The sequence below is a fragment of the Vibrio splendidus genome, assembly GCF_001557875.1.
Classification (GTDB): Bacteria; Pseudomonadota; Gammaproteobacteria; order Enterobacterales; family Vibrionaceae; genus Vibrio; species Vibrio splendidus_F.
Genome location: NZ_LNRF01000001.1, coordinates 321283 through 339444 on the forward strand (window position 1 = coordinate 321283; position 18162 = coordinate 339444).

The 18162-nt window shown below is 45.6% G+C and carries 22 protein-coding genes; 20 read left to right on the top strand and 2 right to left on the bottom strand.

Annotation, left to right across the window (positions count from 1 at the left end; genetic code table 11):
- The 18 genes from ATB74_RS01380 to ATB74_RS01465 all read left to right on the top strand — a co-directional run bounded on the left by ATB74_RS01380 (nt 1) and on the right by ATB74_RS01465 (nt 13274).
- On the top strand, nt 1–408 hold the full coding sequence (locus tag ATB74_RS01380) for a hypothetical protein (protein ID WP_061016012.1): 408 nt from the start codon (nt 1–3) through the stop codon (nt 406–408).
- On the top strand, nt 408–638 hold the full coding sequence (locus ATB74_RS01385; protein ID WP_061016018.1) for a hypothetical protein: 231 nt from the start codon (nt 408–410) through the stop codon (nt 636–638). The genes ATB74_RS01380 and ATB74_RS01385 overlap by 1 nt, the downstream gene beginning before the upstream one ends.
- Nucleotides 635–856, top strand: coding sequence for a hypothetical protein (locus ATB74_RS01390; RefSeq protein ID WP_061016020.1), 222 nt, complete (start codon nt 635–637; stop codon nt 854–856). Before ATB74_RS01385 ends, ATB74_RS01390 begins: the two co-directional genes overlap by 4 nt.
- Nucleotides 853–1131 carry a hypothetical protein gene (locus ATB74_RS01395; RefSeq protein WP_061016021.1) on the top strand — a complete coding sequence of 93 codons (279 nt, stop codon included), beginning with the start codon at nt 853–855 and terminating at the stop codon, nt 1129–1131. Before ATB74_RS01390 ends, ATB74_RS01395 begins: the two co-directional genes overlap by 4 nt.
- A gap of 3 nt (nt 1132–1134) precedes the next feature.
- Nucleotides 1135–3060, top strand: coding sequence for a rolling circle replication-associated protein (locus ATB74_RS01400; protein ID WP_061016022.1), 1926 nt, complete (start codon nt 1135–1137; stop codon nt 3058–3060).
- The gene (locus ATB74_RS01405) at nt 3054–3311 is read left to right on the top strand and encodes an ogr/Delta-like zinc finger family protein (RefSeq protein WP_061016024.1); all 258 of its coding nucleotides are present in this window, start codon (nt 3054–3056) and stop codon (nt 3309–3311) included. The genes ATB74_RS01400 and ATB74_RS01405 overlap by 7 nt, the downstream gene beginning before the upstream one ends.
- Nucleotides 3312–3455: 144 nt before the next feature.
- The gene (locus ATB74_RS01410; protein ID WP_061016026.1) at nt 3456–5168 is read left to right on the top strand and encodes a tetratricopeptide repeat protein; all 1713 of its coding nucleotides are present in this window, start codon (nt 3456–3458) and stop codon (nt 5166–5168) included.
- A 295-nt stretch (nt 5169–5463) separates the two neighbouring features.
- On the top strand, nt 5464–6654 hold the full coding sequence (locus tag ATB74_RS01415) for a DNA circularization N-terminal domain-containing protein (RefSeq protein ID WP_061016027.1): 1191 nt from the start codon (nt 5464–5466) through the stop codon (nt 6652–6654).
- A complete protein-coding gene (locus ATB74_RS01420; RefSeq protein ID WP_061016028.1) occupies nt 6651–7589 on the top strand; it encodes a hypothetical protein in 939 nt (312 codons plus the stop codon). The genes ATB74_RS01415 and ATB74_RS01420 overlap by 4 nt, the downstream gene beginning before the upstream one ends.
- Nucleotides 7582–8181, top strand: coding sequence for a phage baseplate assembly protein V (locus ATB74_RS01425; RefSeq protein ID WP_061016030.1), 600 nt, complete (start codon nt 7582–7584; stop codon nt 8179–8181). Before ATB74_RS01420 ends, ATB74_RS01425 begins: the two co-directional genes overlap by 8 nt.
- On the top strand, nt 8178–8579 hold the full coding sequence (locus tag ATB74_RS01430) for a phage GP46 family protein (RefSeq protein WP_061016032.1): 402 nt from the start codon (nt 8178–8180) through the stop codon (nt 8577–8579). The genes ATB74_RS01425 and ATB74_RS01430 overlap by 4 nt, the downstream gene beginning before the upstream one ends.
- Nucleotides 8576–9619, top strand: coding sequence for a baseplate J/gp47 family protein (locus ATB74_RS01435; protein WP_061016034.1), 1044 nt, complete (start codon nt 8576–8578; stop codon nt 9617–9619). The genes ATB74_RS01430 and ATB74_RS01435 overlap by 4 nt, the downstream gene beginning before the upstream one ends.
- Entirely contained in the window at nt 9601–10080 is a 480-nt protein-coding gene (locus ATB74_RS01440; RefSeq protein WP_061016036.1) for a hypothetical protein, read from the top strand. The genes ATB74_RS01435 and ATB74_RS01440 overlap by 19 nt, the downstream gene beginning before the upstream one ends.
- Nucleotides 10077–11255 (top strand): hypothetical protein, encoded by a 1179-nt coding sequence (locus tag ATB74_RS01445; protein ID WP_061016038.1) that lies wholly within the window; start codon nt 10077–10079, stop codon nt 11253–11255. The genes ATB74_RS01440 and ATB74_RS01445 overlap by 4 nt, the downstream gene beginning before the upstream one ends.
- A gap of 9 nt (nt 11256–11264) precedes the next feature.
- On the top strand, nt 11265–11822 hold the full coding sequence (locus tag ATB74_RS01450) for a hypothetical protein (protein ID WP_061016040.1): 558 nt from the start codon (nt 11265–11267) through the stop codon (nt 11820–11822).
- A 152-nt stretch (nt 11823–11974) separates the two neighbouring features.
- On the top strand, nt 11975–12217 hold the full coding sequence (locus tag ATB74_RS01455; RefSeq protein ID WP_061016042.1) for a hypothetical protein: 243 nt from the start codon (nt 11975–11977) through the stop codon (nt 12215–12217).
- On the top strand, nt 12214–12750 hold the full coding sequence (locus ATB74_RS01460) for a lysozyme (RefSeq protein ID WP_061016044.1): 537 nt from the start codon (nt 12214–12216) through the stop codon (nt 12748–12750). The genes ATB74_RS01455 and ATB74_RS01460 overlap by 4 nt, the downstream gene beginning before the upstream one ends.
- A gap of 2 nt (nt 12751–12752) precedes the next feature.
- A complete protein-coding gene (locus ATB74_RS01465) occupies nt 12753–13274 on the top strand; it encodes a hypothetical protein (protein ID WP_061017691.1) in 522 nt (173 codons plus the stop codon).
- 24 nt (nt 13275–13298) lie between these two features.
- Here the strand turns inward: ATB74_RS01465 and ATB74_RS01470 are convergent, their stop codons facing one another.
- Nucleotides 13299–14267, bottom strand: coding sequence for a phage portal protein (locus tag ATB74_RS01470; protein WP_061016046.1), 969 nt, complete (start codon nt 14265–14267; stop codon nt 13299–13301).
- A gap of 21 nt (nt 14268–14288) precedes the next feature.
- Nucleotides 14289–16040 (bottom strand): terminase large subunit domain-containing protein, encoded by a 1752-nt coding sequence (locus ATB74_RS01475; RefSeq protein WP_061016048.1) that lies wholly within the window; start codon nt 16038–16040, stop codon nt 14289–14291.
- Nucleotides 16041–16174: 134 nt separating this feature from the next.
- Between ATB74_RS01475 and ATB74_RS01480 the strand changes: the two genes are divergently transcribed.
- Nucleotides 16175–17008 carry a GPO family capsid scaffolding protein gene (locus ATB74_RS01480; protein ID WP_061016050.1) on the top strand — a complete coding sequence of 278 codons (834 nt, stop codon included), beginning with the start codon at nt 16175–16177 and terminating at the stop codon, nt 17006–17008.
- Between the two features lie 46 nt (nt 17009–17054).
- Nucleotides 17055–18092, top strand: a complete 1038-nt coding sequence (locus tag ATB74_RS01485) for a phage major capsid protein, P2 family (protein ID WP_061016052.1) — start codon at nt 17055–17057, stop codon at nt 18090–18092.
- Nucleotides 18093–18162: the final 70 nt, after the last annotated feature.

An 18162-nucleotide genomic window follows, 5' to 3' on the forward strand; every position in this document is an offset into this window, starting at 1 on the left:
ATGAGTAATCTCGAAAATCACCTTTTTGAACAATCATTCGAACTCATTGCACAGCGCTTTAGTTCAAGTAGCACAACGCAACAGCATGAATTGCTATGCCAATTAGATGCAATTGCTAAGAAGCAAACACCCATTGAAACACATCGTTCTCAAGCTGATGTATTAGCCGATATTAAAAAGGCAATGGACGGTGAACGTGCTCGTTTGTTTTTCGGGAATTCATTTCCTAGTTGGTATCGCAACGGTTCGATCGAACAAGTTTCACAGCTTCACCACTGGACGAGCTTAGATATGGGTAACCGCCACCTGTTTCTTGAAATGCTTGGTCTACGTGACTTAGGCCATTTTGATGATGAAGCGTTATATCAATTCGAACAGTTTTGTTTGTCAGCTGTGGGAGCGAACTGATGCTGAGTTATATAGCGGTAACTTTGAACAGCGGTGGCGGCGTAGTTCGTCACGCTGAAACCAATGAAGTAATGAACCTTCACTTAGGCGAGTTTGAAACGCCAAAACTGGCTATTGAGTCAGCATGCGAAGCATTGAACTGCGAACACGTTATGAATGGCGTGATCATAAAAGGCAATCACACTGGCGGTCACATGATTATGGACACACAGGAGTTTAGCGAATTATGAGTTTTTACAAGCAAGCGCAAAAACAAGCAGTAGCGATAAAAATTGGTGATCGCTTCTTCTGTGGTTTTGGGAAGAAGCAACGAGTTCAAACGGCTTGGAGTCTTGCAGGGGCAAACCTGTATTTAAGTGTTTATGACGGCAAAGTAAAAGAGATTCTCGCTAAGTTAGAAGAAAAGAAGAAGAAACCAGAAGTGATATTTGTTGAGGTGGCAGCATGAGTGATGTGACTTTTAGACCGGCTAAATCGACGGCTGATTTGCCTATTACTTCTCCAATACATAAGCCCTGTCCTGATATGGCGGGAATGGAGAATCCAGATCCAAAGAAACGAGAGCGAGCGCGCTTTTTAGTGTCGAAGTTGCGCGAAAAACACGGCATTAAAAAGCGTGTTAAGGGCAACTCTCAGCCAATGAATTATGTGTGTAGTGAAAACGGGTGCGCTGAACCTTGGGGCTCGGTAAGTAATGAGAATCCAGGGGATGTGAAACAGTAAGCGATGAAGATTGAAACTCTGTACCATGTGGCCGGAGCCGTCCGGCCTATTGATGAAGTTAAAATTGCTAATGCCAGCTATGAAGCTGGTTTTTTAGGTTCCAAAATTCCTCACTACACAGAATACGAGCAACAATTACTCGATTCTGGCGTAGTTAAATCTCTTCCTATTTACGACCGTGTTTTTAATCAAAAATCAAAACACGTAACAGATGTTAAGTTAGCAACTGAACATTTCAAAAGGCTAAATTCAAACTCCAAACCCGACCGCGAAGCGGCGGCCGAAAGGCCGGAGACACTAGGCTTGTCCAAGGGCGCAAAAGTCCGACACGAGAAAAAGCGCTTAAAGTTGGCTCGAATCAACAAGCGTGTGAAGGTTATTGGGCAACCCATTGGTACCAAGACAGAGCTTGATAGCCGAATGGGCCATGAAAGCTATGATGCGTTATACGCAAGTACAGAGCGAAATACCGCGCGAGTTTTACCACTGAAGCATGAGAAAAGGCCCCCTTTCGAAAGGAAGCTCTCCCCTATCTCTCTTCAACTGCAAAAACGAGACTGGTCTGGGCAAATGCGCGCTCAAATTGTTACCCAGACGCCTGCAGGAAATGCACCCGAGGCTAATTCGGGTACTCGTTATACGGAAAAGCTAACACCAAAGAGCGTTTCTAACATGTTCGAGAGCGGTGCATATGTTGCTCAATGCCATGAAGGGTTTACTACATTTCTAACTTTGACTTTTACACCGGCACAACGTCACGCCATTTTTGGCGCAATGGACGAAGGCATCGATGCTGACGGCCCATTTACTCCAGTAGAGTTTGAACGAGATACCGGTGATCTTATTCCTGGCAAAGATGGCCTGTATACACAGTTACCCAAACAACCATTCAAAATCATTAAACCACTCGATACCAGTATTGGGCGCGAAACTTCCCGCTTTCTCGATGGCAGCAAAAAGATGTTTCACCGCGGTTGGTACACTGAGGATGGTGACTACGTTCCTGGGCAATTCAAAGCGAAGCCTTCACCCTTTGGCCCTGATAGAGAGAAAGCTGATTTCCATTATATGTGGGTAGCCGAAAGCCCAATGAATGAAGATGGCGAACCCAACCCGCACGTTCACTTGTTGTTGAAATGGACGGTCGATAAAAAGCATTTCAAAGACTGGGCTAAACGTTTGGAGTCGCTATGGGGTCATGGCATGGCTCACATCGAAAGAATTAGACAGCCGAAAGCAGCCAGCACTTATCTCATCAAAGCGGTTGGTTACGCGGCCAAAGGTAACAATGCTGACCAAGGTTTGATTAAGGGGAATCGTTACAGCATAGCAAGAGTCTCACGCGCACCAAGTTGGGAAACTCTCGCATCATTCGAAGCTGACAATATCACTGCTGTTATCCGTGAATTGGGTTACAAGCTTGAGCAGTGGAAAAAGCCTTTACTACGAACTATCTCACGTATCAATAAGCAGAAAGCTCAAACCGTGAAAGCATCGAGTATCGCCAAGCAACAAGGCAAGCCTGAAGATCACCTGAAAAAACTGCAGTCGCGAATTATTCGCTTAGAACACGCGGCCAAGAAAACCACGCAAGAAATGAAGTCACGCCAAATGCATGCTTCTAGTGGTAACCGGTTCTCGATAACTTTTGACGGCGACGAAGCCAAAGAACGAATGGATAACTTCTTGATGTGGGCAGCTGGTGCCAGAGGTTGGTCGATGACTTGTCGTGATATCGATTGTAGCGATTTAAAGCAAGAAGCAGATGAAACTTATCAAGCGCAATATCACCACTTCTTAGAACGGCGGGCTTATTGGCGATCGGTTCTTGGCGAACCTTACATACCCGAAGAACCCAATGAGGATGAAGTGAGTTATTGGCAAAGTGCCAAAGCGGATTATTTAGAAGGGAGATTACAAGAATGCTAGTGACATGCCCAAAATGTGAAAGCAAAACTCGTATTGCGACCTCGCGTTCCATCAGTTCAGAAACGCGAGAGCTGTACTGCCAATGTTTAAACCTAAATTGCGGGAAAGTGTTTGTAGCGCATACGTCGTTTTCACACTTCATCGAACCGACAGGCGAAAAGCCAAGCTCAGAGCTACAGCCCGAGCTGTGCAAAGGTGATGTGAACCAGATGGATATCTTTGAAGCGACTGGTAATCTTACGAATAAATAAAACTCTATGTTATAAAACAACTTGAACACCCCAACATACATGCTCGCATTTACATCACTAAACAAAGTATTTACTCGAAAAAACAATAAGTGATTGATAACATGAGCTTAATACATTCAAAAGGTTCTGACTTAAATGAATTGCATGCAGAAATGGTCACTCAATGGTTTTTTAGCTGAAATGAAACGCATACACGAGACTATGCCTGATAGACGATTTGTCTTTATCTTGGGTGCTGGAGCCTCTATAGAGTCTAATGTCAAAGGGGCAGCTAGCCTAGCTGAAGAGTGGATGCGAATCATGTTCAATCGAGAACAAAAAGCACCTGTTCTTGAATTTGAACAGTGGTTAGAGAGTAACCCATTAAAAATCGAGAATCATTGGGACAAATCTAATTTAGCAGCCTGTTATCCTGAAATTTTTGAAAAGTGTTTCGAAGGTGATCATGAGTCGGGATACGCTGAATTAGAAAAAGCCATAGACAACCGCAGCCCTAGTTTTGGTTACGCTGTCTTAGCTTGGGTACTTGCTCAAGAGAGACACAATATGGTGATAACAACTAATTTCGATAATTTAGTAGCTGACTCACTATATATATACGGAAGTAAGACCCCTCATGTTATTGGTCACGAGTCTCTCGCTGGCTACTTGAAACCAATGGCCCGACGCCCAATGATTGCGAAGATACATAGAGATTTGTTTACCGACCCCATAAATGATGCCAATGGCGTTTCTGAACTTCATTCGCAATGGAGTGATGCTCTAAAAAATATCTTCCGCTTTTATACTCCCATTTTTATTGGATATGGTGGTAACGATGGCAGTCTAATGAACTTTCTTGGCGAGTTAGATACGCAAGATATTAGCGGGCGTCCCTTCTGGTGCTATTACGAAAACGGTGGAGTGCCAAACGAACAAATTATCAAACTCTTGAAAAAGCATCAGGGTGTTTTGGTTCCCGCTCCAGGTTTTGACCAATTAATGTTAGAAATAGGCTCAGCTTGGGGATACAACAGACGAAAGCAAAAAGCGGCAGTAGAAAAGCATACTAAGCGCATGCTTGGTACTTTGGATGAAAAAGCCAAAGCTATTTATAACGATAGCCCAGAAGAAGTGAAAATTATCTTGCGTGATAACGATTCAGGTGAAGCTAGAGATTGGCTAGATTGGGACTTTGAAGCTTCAGAGCGTGAATCAAACGGCGAAAAAATAGCCGTTTATGAAAAAGCATTAAAAGCATTACCTACATCCTCTGAACTTCTTATGAACCTTGGTATCGTTTATATGCACACAGGACAATTTGATAAAGCTAAGAGCTACTACTATGAGGCTTTGGAATTAGCCCCTGACGATATTGATATTAAGTGCAATCTTGTACACACATTATTGATGTCGGGGTCTGTGGATGAAGGGCTAGCTATGTCAGAAAGCACTTTACAACTCAAACCAAACAATCTCAATGCGATCTCTGCTCACGCAATTGCACTTCTTTCTAAAAGTACGCTTGATGAAAAAGATAAATCGAATGAAATAACGCTAAAGAAGGCGGAACAAGCGTTACTTAAAGTTCTATCTTTAGGAGCAAATAGACCTTCAGACCTTAATAATTATGCTTACTTTTTAAGACTTACTGGGGAATATGAAAAAGCTAAGGAAAACATTGACAAGGCGATAGAACTTGATCAGACAAAGTTCTACTTTTACGAAACTTTAGCTGAAATACTATGGAAGACAAAGGATTTTGATGGTGCATTAAATGCACTAGACAAAGCCCGTCAACTTAACCCTGACAGTCCCTATGGAAAAGAGCTCAGGTTGAATATTACAAATGAAATGTCACTACTCTCAAAAAAATAATAGCTATAAAAATGATAAAAAAGCGCGGATTGCTTTAATCATATAAACGCACAAAAACGATCTCAGACGATCTCTAAATCTCCTATCTAAAACAGCCCTCGGTGTAGATACATCGAGGGCTGTGTTCCAATACAACTACCGAAATGAAATGCGGTTCTAAGATCGCATAATTGCAGTGTGGAATTTTGGTGTGGAGGGGAGGGTGAGTCCGAACAGGGCCTGAGCGTCCAACTCCATTACTCATTTTATTCTCGCTGCCTAATTCTGATTTTCTTCTGTAGTTGGTGGCTTTTTGATGTGGGAACGACAGTACGAGCACGCTAGATGGAATGGGCTTAAGCTCAACATCCTCTCGACCGCCTTTGATGGTGGTAAGCGCTTGCAAGTGAGCGAAATCCCCTATGCGAACCTACCACACATCAAAGTCATGGGAACAAAAGCCCGTACCTACACGATTGAAGTTGTGTTCGTTGGTCCCAGTTCTCTGGCCGATGCCAATGTCCTCATTGAAAACCTAGAAGCAAAACCAACGGGCGAGCTAGAACATCCTTGGTTGGGTGAACTGCCGCTTGTCTTTGAAGACGTATCCCAGAGCATCAGTACCAAGAAAGGCTTAGTCACGCTGAGCCTGAAGTTTGCTCGCGCTGGCTCTTCCCCTTCAATCACTGCACCGACTTCCGTTCGTACAAAAACGCAGGCCAACATAGTTGAGAGCTTGTCGAAACGTTCTTTCGTGAAAGAAGTAAACGGCTTGGATGTATCGGATATTCACAGGGTTCAGAGTGATGTCACCAGCGCATTGAACGTGTTGGTAGACATCACCAACCGTTTGAACCTTGAAGATGAAAACCTTCAAGACATTAACGACGCCATCAATAAAGCATTCTCGGCAGTGAGTAGCCTCAGCACCAACCCAACTGAGTTCGCTGATCTGTTTTCTACGTCAGTGGATGCGGTAGCCGATGGTGTTCAAGCTGAGCCAAGCTCAAGCAATGAAGCGGTAGACAACTCGCGTAGTGCTCAAGCTTTGCTGTTAAATGAAGTCAAACCGGACACGCCAACTCAGCACCACAATGTGCAAATGGTGACGGGAGCAGTGAAGATGAACAAAGACATCACACACCTAGAGAAAGGCGACCGCTTTGATATTACCCAGTCGGATAAGCAGCCTGAAACCATTAAGAATGATCTGTCTACTTTGATTGTCGGTATCGATGAGCGTATCAAAGAGACCACCCAAGTATCGACGCTTGAAAGCATTGAGTTGTTCGACGCAGTCACGACATTGAAAAGCAATGTGAAGGTTCAGCAAGATAAAGTCGTCAGCGGTACCGCGTCCCATAGGATAGTGCAGTCACCACGCTTTCAATCTGCACTGACGATTGCGCACGATGAGTTCACTCAAGAAAAAGTCATCACCAAAATGAATGCACTGCAGCACCCGCTCTTCATTCGTGGTGACATTGCCGTGAGGGATGTGTCATGAACACGCTAACGATGCACATTGATGGCAAGCCACGTGCCTTCTATCAAGCGAATCTCAACTACTCCATTGAACAGCTGGCCCACACGTTCAGTTGCTCAATTGAACCTATGAGTATTGAAAGCCCGTTATCGGTCGAGTTCTTCCTTAACGACAAGTCGATTCTGATTGGTCAGATTGATGGTGTGGATTCCAATACCGATTCAAGCGCTCACGCTGTTTCCATTTCTGGCCGCTCGAAGAGTGCCAACATGATTGATTCACGCATCACGATGGATGCACTTTATAACTTGAACGTCGAAGAGCTACTTCGCCATATCGCCAGGCCATTTGGTTTGAAAGTTAAAAGCCTGGTGAAGAGTATGCCGGTCATCCCTGAATTTCAGATAAATGCCGAATCACCCGTAGAGAACGTGGCGCAGCTCATTCGAGAGCAAGGTTTTATGTTGGTTGAGCGCAATGGCGTGTTGATCATTGAAAACACCGCGCATGCAATTATCAGCAACATCGGTCTAGAAACGGGCAACAACATCGACAGCCTGAACATCAAACGCACCTTCAATCAGCAATTTCACACCATTGATGTGCAAGGCCAGTGGGATGACGCAAGCGCACAGGTCATCAATCCAAACGTCGATAGCTCACGCACCATGGTGATCACCTGTGACCAATTGCAAATCCGTGAAGCTTGCTTGTCTCGTGCTAAATATGAGCGCAACCTCGCCATTGCTCAAAGCCTGACAGCATCAAGCACGATTGCTGACATATTCCTTGAGTTGGCCATTGATGGATTAAACCGAGTGATTCGAGTCGCTGACCAAGAGCAAAGCTTCAGTGAGATGTTGGTGATCAAGTCGCTTGGCCTATCAGTGTCTGAAAGCTCTACAGAAACATCGGTTGAGCTTTTTAGGCCGTTTAAGGAGCAAAGCTATGTCTAGTGCTCTGCAGCAGCAACAGCGATTAATGGCCAGAATCAAAAACGTAATTGGTACCGGCACTGTCACAGGGGCAACCACAGGTCGGCTACAAATCAAAACCGCGACAGGCCGAACCAACGACAAGATAAAACGCGTGCACAACTACGGGTTTATGAGCCGTCCATTACCAGGGTCGAAAACTTACAACCTGTTCATTGGTGGAACCACATCTCGCGGCATTACCGTGAACGTAGAAGACGAACGTCACCAAATAGATTTGCAGCCTGGTGAAGTCGCGATACTTGACGACAAAGGCAACCTTGTTCATTTCACGCAGCAAGGCATCAAGATAAACGCCTGCGCAAAATTAGAAGTGATATCGGCGCAAGAAACCACAGTGAACGCAACGGCTGTGAACGTTACCGCACCTAAATCCACGTTTTCCGGTGATGTAGAAATCGGCGGTAATCTGAAAGTCACCAAGAACGCTGATGTCACCGGTTCTGTGGGTGGCACGTCCGGTACGTTCGGCGGTGTCAAAGTTGAAAAGCATGACCACGACTACACCGACGATGGGACAACAAGAACTACCAAGGGGCCAAATAAAGGATGAGTCATTTCAACTTAACCGCCCTGACAGCGCCGCTCAGCTCTACAGAGGGATTAACCCAGGCCGTTCTGCAGAGTGTTTATAACTACGCCGAATCCACTCAAAACGATCGCGCCCGTATGGCAAGCAATAAGCGTGGCGGCACTTGGAGCAATGAGTTGATAAACGTGGTCGGCTCTCGTGATTGGACGCTCAAGCGAGCAAAGCTGACAGACGAAACGCTCAGCCTCGCTAAACGGTTTTGTGAAGAGTCGCTCGCTTGGCTCATTACAGACGGCCACGCTAAAGCGGTTGAGGTTTCAGTATGGCGAGAGAAGCCAAATCAGATGGGTCGCAATGTGATGATCACCTTAGCCGATGGCTCTCAGTTTGATGTTCTACTTTCAAAGGTTAACCAATGAGTACACAACGAAGCCTAGACAGTTTAATTGCACGCGCAGAAGCTAATCTGGTATCTACTACAGGGCAAAACAACCCCGCAACCAAAGCGATAGCCGCTGCCATTGCAGGCGTCAGCTATGGACAATATGGTTATCAAGACTTGCTTTTTAGGCAACTGCATCCAGAGACCTGCTCTGAAGAGTGGTTATACCTACACGCTAATCGCCATAAAGCCCCTCGACTGCTGCCCACGTTCGCAACGGGCCGAGTACAGTTCACTGAACTTGGCGGCGCGGTGGTGATCAAAAAAGGCACCCGTTTAACACATGCCAATCACGAATACGAAACCACCAAAGAACAATACAGTAACGTCCCCGTTGATGTCATTGCACTTGAATCTGGCGTAGATAGTAATCTTTCCGAAGGCGCAGTACTTACGTTAAGCGAAGGGCTGAGCGGTATTGATCCAAACCATGTGCTTTCACTTGGCATTGGCGGAGGCGCCAATATTGAAGAGCTAGAGCACTGGCGAGCGCGTGTCATCGTTGCATTTGAAAAAAACGAGCTGATTGGCAAAGCGGTGGATTATGAAGTGTGGGCCGTATCGGCTCACTCGGATGTGGATTTTGCTTGGGCGCTTGATAACACCCCACAGCGAGGCATGGTTGAAGTGTATATAGGTGCGCGAGAAAACGACCCAACGTTAAGCGGTGAAGTGGTCAAGTTAGTGCAAGACACCTTTGAGGACAATCGACTCGCAGGTTGTCACCCATTGGCTCACCTACCAGCGCAAGTCCCAATCAATATCGAGATCCAAGGTATTGAAGACCAAGTGGTGCGAGACGATGTGGTCACTGCACTCGAAAACTTAGTGAAAGAGAAAATGGGCAACATCGACCCGACAACCCAAAAGCCGGAATCCATCACCAACACCGAAATTGTTTTAACTATCTCTACCGTGACCAACAACTTTATTGTTCGCTCTCCGGTTGGAGAAGTCGCCATTAACAACAATCAGATACATGTATTAGGAGGTGTGACGTGGACACCTCCGACTTAATTATTGAATACAGTGCCGGTGATTTTGAAGGCGCCTATCGAGGGTTATTACCCAAAGGCGAATATTGGCAAGACACCGAGAACCTAGAGCTTGCCAGCACCATTAAAGGTATTGCCAAAGACTTCAAGCAAACCCATGACGAGATTGAACTGTCGCTGCTAACGGAGTTTGAAGAGCAACAATTTGGTTGGAAAGTGTCGGACTATCAAAGTTTGTTAAACACTACAGCTGGCCAGCAAAGTGGAATGGTGTTTGATGAGGTCAGCGAACCCAATCTTATTTATGGCTCTTTGTACGATTCATTTAGGCACTTGAGCATTCAAGCGTGGCAAGCTTTTGAAAAGTACCGCTTACCACACACTGAAGTGTCTTGGGTGTATCACTCAGCTTTTATTGCTCACCACCAAATGGCGAACTATCGACATATTAGAAACCTGCACAAATACGAGGTAACACAATGAGTTTATTGATTACTGATGCGGGTATCGCGGCTTCAATTCGAGCTGGCGAGCTTGGCATTAGTTACAAAATAGCAGAAATCAGTATTGGCACTGAGGGCTATACGCCTACAGCAGACCAAATCAACCTACGCAATGAAGTACAACGCAAAGCCATTACTCGCGGAGAGGTTGCGGCGTTAGGTCGACTGCATTTCGAAACCGTGTGGGATGGAGCTGAAGCCTTCGAAGGTAAGGAGCTCGGTTATTGGCTCGATGACGGAACCCTTTTCGCCGTTGATAGCCGCGATGGTGAAGTCATTACTTATAAACAGAAAGATACGGTTGTTATTGAGGCCTGTGAACTTAATCTTGCTGCATCAACCATTGATAACATCACCGTGGCATTGCTTGAGGCATACAGTGCGACTGAGGAGCGTTCGGGAGTTGCAATGATTGCAACACAGTCCGATGCTGAAAGTGGTTCCGATGATGAAAAGATAATGACACCGCTAAAAGTCGGTAAGTGGTGGGACAAAATTACGTCGTTAGCTCAAACGATTTCAGGTGTGTGGAACTTTACAGGTGAGCTCAAAGAAAAAGGTGGACGAGTATTCAGCCCCAATAACCGGAACATCAGTAGTAGCACGACCTCAACAAGTTCAACGATTTACGCCAGCGCTAAAGCCATCAAAACAGTAAAAGACCTGTTAACAGGGCACCAAAATAAGTTTAAGACAGGACGTTACTCCAATACGAACGTGAACAACTCTTGGTTTAATGGCAATGTTGGTGCGGATACCTCTATTGAATATGGTTATTGGTATGTATGGGTAACCACAACCCCTTCCGCTATTACCGTCACTTTTGAGTTAAGGCTGTCGTCATTCAGTCAATTAGGTAACCATGACTCAGGCATGAATATCGAAGTTGAATGGCAAGCATTGAATTCAGCCTTTTCCGCTGCGGGAGTCGATGGGTGGGCTTACAGCACCAGAGGGACGGGGCTTGCTTATACGTCAAATGGAACCTCAGACCAAACGGCGATGCCTTTTCGTATCGTTCCTAATGGAAGCAATAAAGCACTGCAACTCTACAGCCCTCAATTGGATTTTCGAGATGTGAATAATAATTACCCTACGGTTACCAGCATGATTTTATACGGAGAAGTTACCCTCCAAAATCCACGTTTTAAGTAGAGTATCAATATGACGGCAACCAAGATTAACACCCCTTACTGGGACCACGAGTGCAACGAGTTCATTGTCCAGGATGAAGCCTTTTTACTGCCAAGTAAGCACACTTTTAATGAGCCTCCTTTTAGTGTTGAGGGATTTCATCGAGTTCTCATTGATAGTACATGGCATCAAATACCTGAATGCAAAGCCTATGCTAAAGACAGAATTCGCCCTGACTTTTGGACCTATGAGTTGGCAGCAATTCCAAGCTCTCATACGTTTATTAAGCCGGGCCCTTACGATACTTGGCGCTATGAGACTAACTCTTGGCAATACAGTGAGGCGCTCCAGCGGCCAAACAAAACAGAGTGTGAATTGGATTGGAGAAATCTACTGTTGGTAAAGGTGCTCGATCGTATAGACCAATACGAAAAAGATCAGAGCTACCCATCGGGGTTACGAACGTCCCCATTTACTATCGAGCAATACAATTTATTGCTCTTAGACCGCAAGTTACTCAGTGACTACCCGAATGTCGAAGGTTTCCCGTTTTGTGAGCGGCCAACGCTATCAGGACTTGCTACTTAACCTTATCAAACCCAGCTCCGATGCTGGGTTTTCTCTTTCTGCTATCTGAACTTCTATATCTCGACACTAGAAATGCCATCAGTCCTCTTTAAAACTCAACGAGATACACTGCTTATGGGGGAACTAATCATCTAGCCATAAGAGAGAAACCAATGAATGAATCAGAGGCAAAGGCACTCGTCGTATCACTACTCGATGTCACTGGCCTAAAGAAAATCTTCGCTTCCATTAGTGCAACCCTAATCAGTTTTGGCGTGAATGACGTACTCCAAGTTTTGTCTGTAGCGGTCGGTATTGGTGCAGGCATCATGGCTATTCGCCACTACGCTATTGCAACCAAACTCAGCCAAGCGCAGTTGGACAAGTTGAACTCAAAAAAAGAGGGTTCAGCATGAGCATAAAAACCAAAGCAGTACAGACTGTGGTGTGCTCTGTTGCCTCCGTTCTTGCCATTGTTTTTACCATTGATTCAGAGCTTACTACCAGTGAGCAAGGCCTCAGCCATGTCGCAAATGAAGAAGGTTGCATACTCAAACCCTACCAATGCAGTGCCGATGTTTGGACTGCGGGGCTTGGACATACAAAAAGCGTTACACCCGAGATGATGTTCACCGAGCTACAAGCGGCTGAGTATTTTGTTGAAGATATCTCAGCTGCCGAACAAGTGGTAAACAAACACATTACCCAAACAGCTAACCAGGGCGAATACGACATGATGGTGAGCTTTGTCTTTAATCTTGGCGCTGGCAATTTCACGCGCTCTACCTTACTGAAGAAGTTTAACCAAGGTGATCATCAAGGCGCTTGTAACGAGTACCCAAGATGGGTGTTTGTGAATGGTAAAGACTGCCGACTCAAGCAAAGCAACTGTGCCGGCATTCCTAAACGCAGAACCAAAGAAAAAGACGTTTGTTTGAGTGGATGGTGATCATGTTAAACCAATATCTAACTTTGTTTAAAGCCATCGCCTGTGCTGCCGTTCTTAGCGGTGTTGCTTATTGTTCGTATGACTACGGCGTAACCACCACTGAGGTGAAAGCCTTAAAAGCGCAAAATGTCCTATGGGACAAAGTAGAGCAAAAACAAAACGAGGCTTTTCAGCTCGCCGTGAAGCTTGCGAACCAAAAGCCTGATATTCGAATTGAATTTCGAGAGATAGAAAAAGAGGTGATCAAGTATGCTCAAAAGAACAATAATAAGCAGTGCGTTGTTAATGATGCTGAATGGATGCACATCCGCGCCCAATCAGTGCGAGCGCATAATCGAGCAATCGGTATTCAGCAACCCTCCACCGTCCCTGATGGTACCGCCAAAACCGCTACAGGTTACGAGCGAGACGCCGAAGTCTTAGACGAAGATGTAGCAAACCTGCAAACCTGTGCTGAAAATGCTCAGAAGCTTTTATCACTACAAACTTGGATAAGAGCGCAGCTTCAACACAGGCTGCAGTAAAGGCGAATCAGCTTATACTCGATACTAAGCCGCATCCAAACTTTTATATTCTTTAGGGGTGATGACCTGCTGCCCCACAACATCATTCAACTCTTGCATCATATCAATGAGCGGTAGCAGTTCGTTCTTGTGGAACAGCCAATCGACCTTGTTCAAATCGAGTGACGTAATACTCTCACGTCGAATGCTCATCAACTCGATTGGCACACGGTGAACCGAAAGCACCTCGTTCATGGTTTGGTTCTTCACTTCTTTGTAAGAGTCTTTGGCCTCCACCTGACCAATTGGTTTGAGCTCTGGGGCTTTGGTGTCCTTACCTTTGGCATTCACAAACAAGTTTTTAAACGCCATCCCTTCTTGAGCTTGCAGCTGCTTCTTAATGGCCTTTTCTTGTTTCTCTGTCATGGTTGGCTCATTCATATACAACAAGTAACCAGCATGGTTACCGTTACGGTAGTACTGACGACGAAACAAGGTGGCATCATCGTTCAGCCAGATAGACGTCAAAGAGCTAATGTGACTCGGCAAACCATACAGCTCTTGAGCAACGTCATAATCACCCAAATAGAACACTTGGTTAGGTTTGTAATTAATACGCCCTTCATCATCGTAAGCTCTTGGTTTATACGTCCAACCCAAGTCTTCACGCCTACGCATGTAAAGTGTCGGTAAGTGCTTGAGCTTAACGACTTCGCCTAAACCTCTGTAATCACGAATCACCTGAAGGTGAGCACCGCCAAAAGTGAGGTAGTCTTGAATAAAGCGCTTTGCATCTTGGCGTGAGAGTAATCCACTCAGCGCAATGGCATGCATTAACGTATTGCGCTTAAACTCAATCGCACTCGAATGCATCGGGTTCGTGCGCAGTGCCTTGGCTAATGTATCGAGTGCAATCGGGGGTTCGTATAAACCATCAACCAACGCCACTTCTAAATAGCTGAGAATGTCGCTGTTCATCACGCTCACGGGGTTAGAAAATTCAATCTCTATCACTTGGCCTCTCCAATAATTAGGCTAGAAGAACTCGACACTGGTGTTGGTGTCATTGTTTATATCAATCGGCTCCCAACGCATCACATGCATCGAAGCCCAGGCTAAATCCGCATGAGAGCCAATTTTGCTGCGGTTGGAAACAAAGGTAATTTGGTTACTCACCTTGGTGGTTTGCTGGCGAATCATTAAGAACGAGTGAACGAGATCATCCCATTCCGCTTCAAACTGTAAGCGGCCACTGTTAATGATTTCTCTCGACTTATAGGCCATCAGTCGTTTCACTTCGGGTGAGTAATCCAGCTCGACCAGAGCTGGGTAAAACTTACGAACCAGCTCAGCGGTAGCCGAGCCTACACCACTGGTATCCATGGCCATGTACACTACATTGTATTTCTCAGTAATGCCGCGAATGGTGTCAGCCTGTTGCTCATAACTGGAGCCTTTAAGGCGAACCCGCTCAATAAATCGGAACACGCCGCCTTTACGTCTAGGCTTTAACGCCACCACTAAGCCTGCATCATCCGAGCTTTCACCCGTACCGCCACCTCTTGGGTCATAACCGACTAAAACTTCTGCATTACCTACTGGCCTTGCTTTCTCGTGGTCGACATCTTTCCAAAGTGAACTGTCTGCCTTACACGCCAGTAGTGCTTTCAGTGAGAAGAATGAAGCGCTGTCGTCCAAAAACTTACAACGCAATAGATTGTCGAAAATCTCTTTAACTGGATATTTACGCTTGAGCTTATCCATGTTGAAGAAGGTCGCGCCTTTCTTAATCGCATCATCCACAGTGATCATTTGACGGAAGATAAAATCAACACCCAAAGCGCCGGCTTTTAGCGCCTTGTGGCTTATATCAATGCCGTGCTCTTTCTTGCCTTGCCATTTTGGGTAGGCTTCATGGGCCATGGTGGAAGGTGTTGAAATGTAAGTGGTGCGGAACTGCGATTGCATCGACATACCGCCCGCGTAATTATCTAAATCCGCAAAGCCTGGGATCCAGAACACCTCATCCCAATACATGTGGCCGTTAAAACCTTGAGAGGTCGCTACGTTAGTGGACATAAAACCAAGGTTCGCGCCGTTGCTGAGCTCGATGTCGTCCTTACCTTTTAGGTCAACGTCGCCAATCTCTAGCGCAAACTTACGAATGTAGTTTTTGAAGATATAAGACTGCTTTTTCGACGCAGAGATAAACACCTGGTTGTCGCCAGTCAGCACCGCATCTTCAAACGCTTCAAAGGCAAAATAGAACGTAAGACCAATCTGGCGCGACTTAAGATAAAAGCGCACTTCATTGATCTCATCGTTTTGCTTGTGGCCGTGAATGTCCTTTTGGTATTCGAAGAAGGTTTTCTCGCGATATTCGTCCAACATATCTTTGGTGATGTGGGATACATCGTTCTTCGTCTTATTTGGCTTGCGACCACGCTTATTCTCGCCATCGTTTCGGCTAGCTGGTCGGTTGCGCCTTTGCTCAGCTTCATCACGTTTAAATTGCTGTTCGAGCAACATCTTGAGCTCACGCTCTTGGCTCTCAAGTTTTTGGTCAACCCACATCAAGTAAGCAATGCGCTGTCTCATCATTAATTCGACGGGCGCGTCATCCCTCAGCGTTTTCCAATCAAACTGAGTGATCCATTTTTGAACCGTACGAGTGGCCACACTAACCGATTCTGCAATTTCAGCAGGCTTACGTTGGCGTAAAAACAGTCCCAAAGCTTTCGTTTGGTCGGCGGTATAGAGCGGTTCGCTAACAACATTATTTTCCATGTTTGCATAGTGCTACAGCGCTTGTGATTACTCAGCTTGAACGATTTCTATATCAAGCGTTTAGAACTAGGACAAATACAAAAAGGCGGAGGCATTGGGTAAATTGGAATCATCGAATTTAGGAGAGTTTAGGCATGTTCCAATCAGAGCTAATTTGTATTTTACAGGCAGGAGCAACCATTGATGGTCGAATCATTGAGCAAAAAATCATTGATGAGATTGCAGAAACTTATAGCCCAGACGTTTATACAGCTCGAATTAATGCAGACCATTACCCGTGGAGCAGCAAGTACGGCTCTGTCCTCTCTGTCGAAAAGAAAGAAGACAAGCTATTCGCAGTACTGAAACCAAACTCAATGCTTTTGCGTATGGCTGAGCAGGGGCAGCTTTTACATACCTCATGTGAGTTCTATGAAAAGTTTGCAGATACAGGGAAAGCCTATCTGACCGGATTGGCCCTGACTGATGAGCCTGCATCGTTAGGTACGACCCAGATTAAGCTGTCGGCTAACAGCAAAGATAAAGCGTGCGTGCCAACGAGCTTTCAAATCGCTCCTGAACAATTATCGCAAAGCACCGAGGAAGAAACCTCGATGTTCCATACATTTAAGCGCTGGCTTAAGGGCGAAGATGAACTTGAGCAGCTCTCACAACAACAGGAAGAAGACGACATGAGTAAAGAATTTGAAGAGCTACTCAAGCAAAGCATTGAGCAAGGTAAAGAAAATCAGCAACAACTCAGCCAGTTAAATGAGCAAGTTGAAAAGTTAAACACCAATGGTAAGCCGCCCGAGCAACCCGATGAACCTGAAGACAGTACGGATGTCACCGAGCTCAAAGACCAGGTAGAGACTTTGTCTTCACAGGTAGAAAACCTAACTGGCCAAATTGAAAAGTTCAGTAAGTTAACCGATGAAGAGCAGCGCAAGTTAGCCGGCGAAGGTAATGACGAAGAGCGCTACTTATAGGCTTCGACACGCCCTCAACCCATAACGAATTGAATTAGGTAAGAACATGCAAAAGCAGACCAAAATAAAACTCAGTGCCTACGTGAAAGCTGTGGCAGCGCAAAACGATGTGGATGATGCAACCGAGAAGTTTAATGTGAGCCCGAATGGCACTCAGCGCATTATCGCGGCTATCCGTGAAAGCAACTGGTTCCTAGGCAAAATCAACATCATCTCAGTGAAAAATCAAAAAGGTGAATCCATTGGTCTTGGCGCTACGGGCATGATTGCCAGTCGTACCGATACATCGGGCTCGGGCAAACGCACACCGAAAGATCACTCAAGCATGGGGGCGATGCCTTACATGTGTGAGCAAACGAACTTTGATACCGCGCTTCGTTACACAAAACTGGACGCGTGGGCGCACCATAAAAACTTCAACGCCTTGATCAGTAAAGCAACCCGAGAGCAGATTGACGCCAATAAAATCACCATTGGTTGGTATGGCGTAAGTGTCGCTAAAAATACCGATGCTAGCGCTAATCCGAACGGTGAAGATGTGAATAAAGGTTGGTTCCAAGCCATGCGTGATCATAACGAAAATCGCTTAATTACCACGGGACAAAAAGCGGATGGTGAAATTCGTATCGGTGAAGGTGGTGACTTCATCAACCTAGACCTAGCCGTGCTTGAAACGAAAAACCTACTGCATGACGCCTGTGAAAACGATTCAAACCTTGTCGCCATCATCGGCTCTGATCTGCTCGCTTATGACAAAGCCAAGTTCTACGAAGCACACGGTAATACGCCAAGCGAAAAAGGCAAAATCCAAGAGCTGCAAGTCATCGGTACTTATGGCGGTCTGCCTGCAGTGAAAGTACCAGGCTTCCCTTCGACGGGCATCATGGTGACCAGTTACGACAACTTATCCATCTACATTCAAGAAGGTTCAGTTCGCCGCTCTACAGGTAAGAAGAACGACGAAAAAGACCAAATTGAAAACTTTGAGTCGATGAACATGGCTTACGTGATCGAAGAAGTTGGCAAAGCCGCAGCCATTGAATTCAAAAACGTGAAGCTTTGGATTAACGGTGCTTGGCATTAAGCCAACCGCTAGAAACTAACACCCCCTCAATGCAGGCTCTATTGCTGTTTCAGGTGCGCTTTGGTGCTAA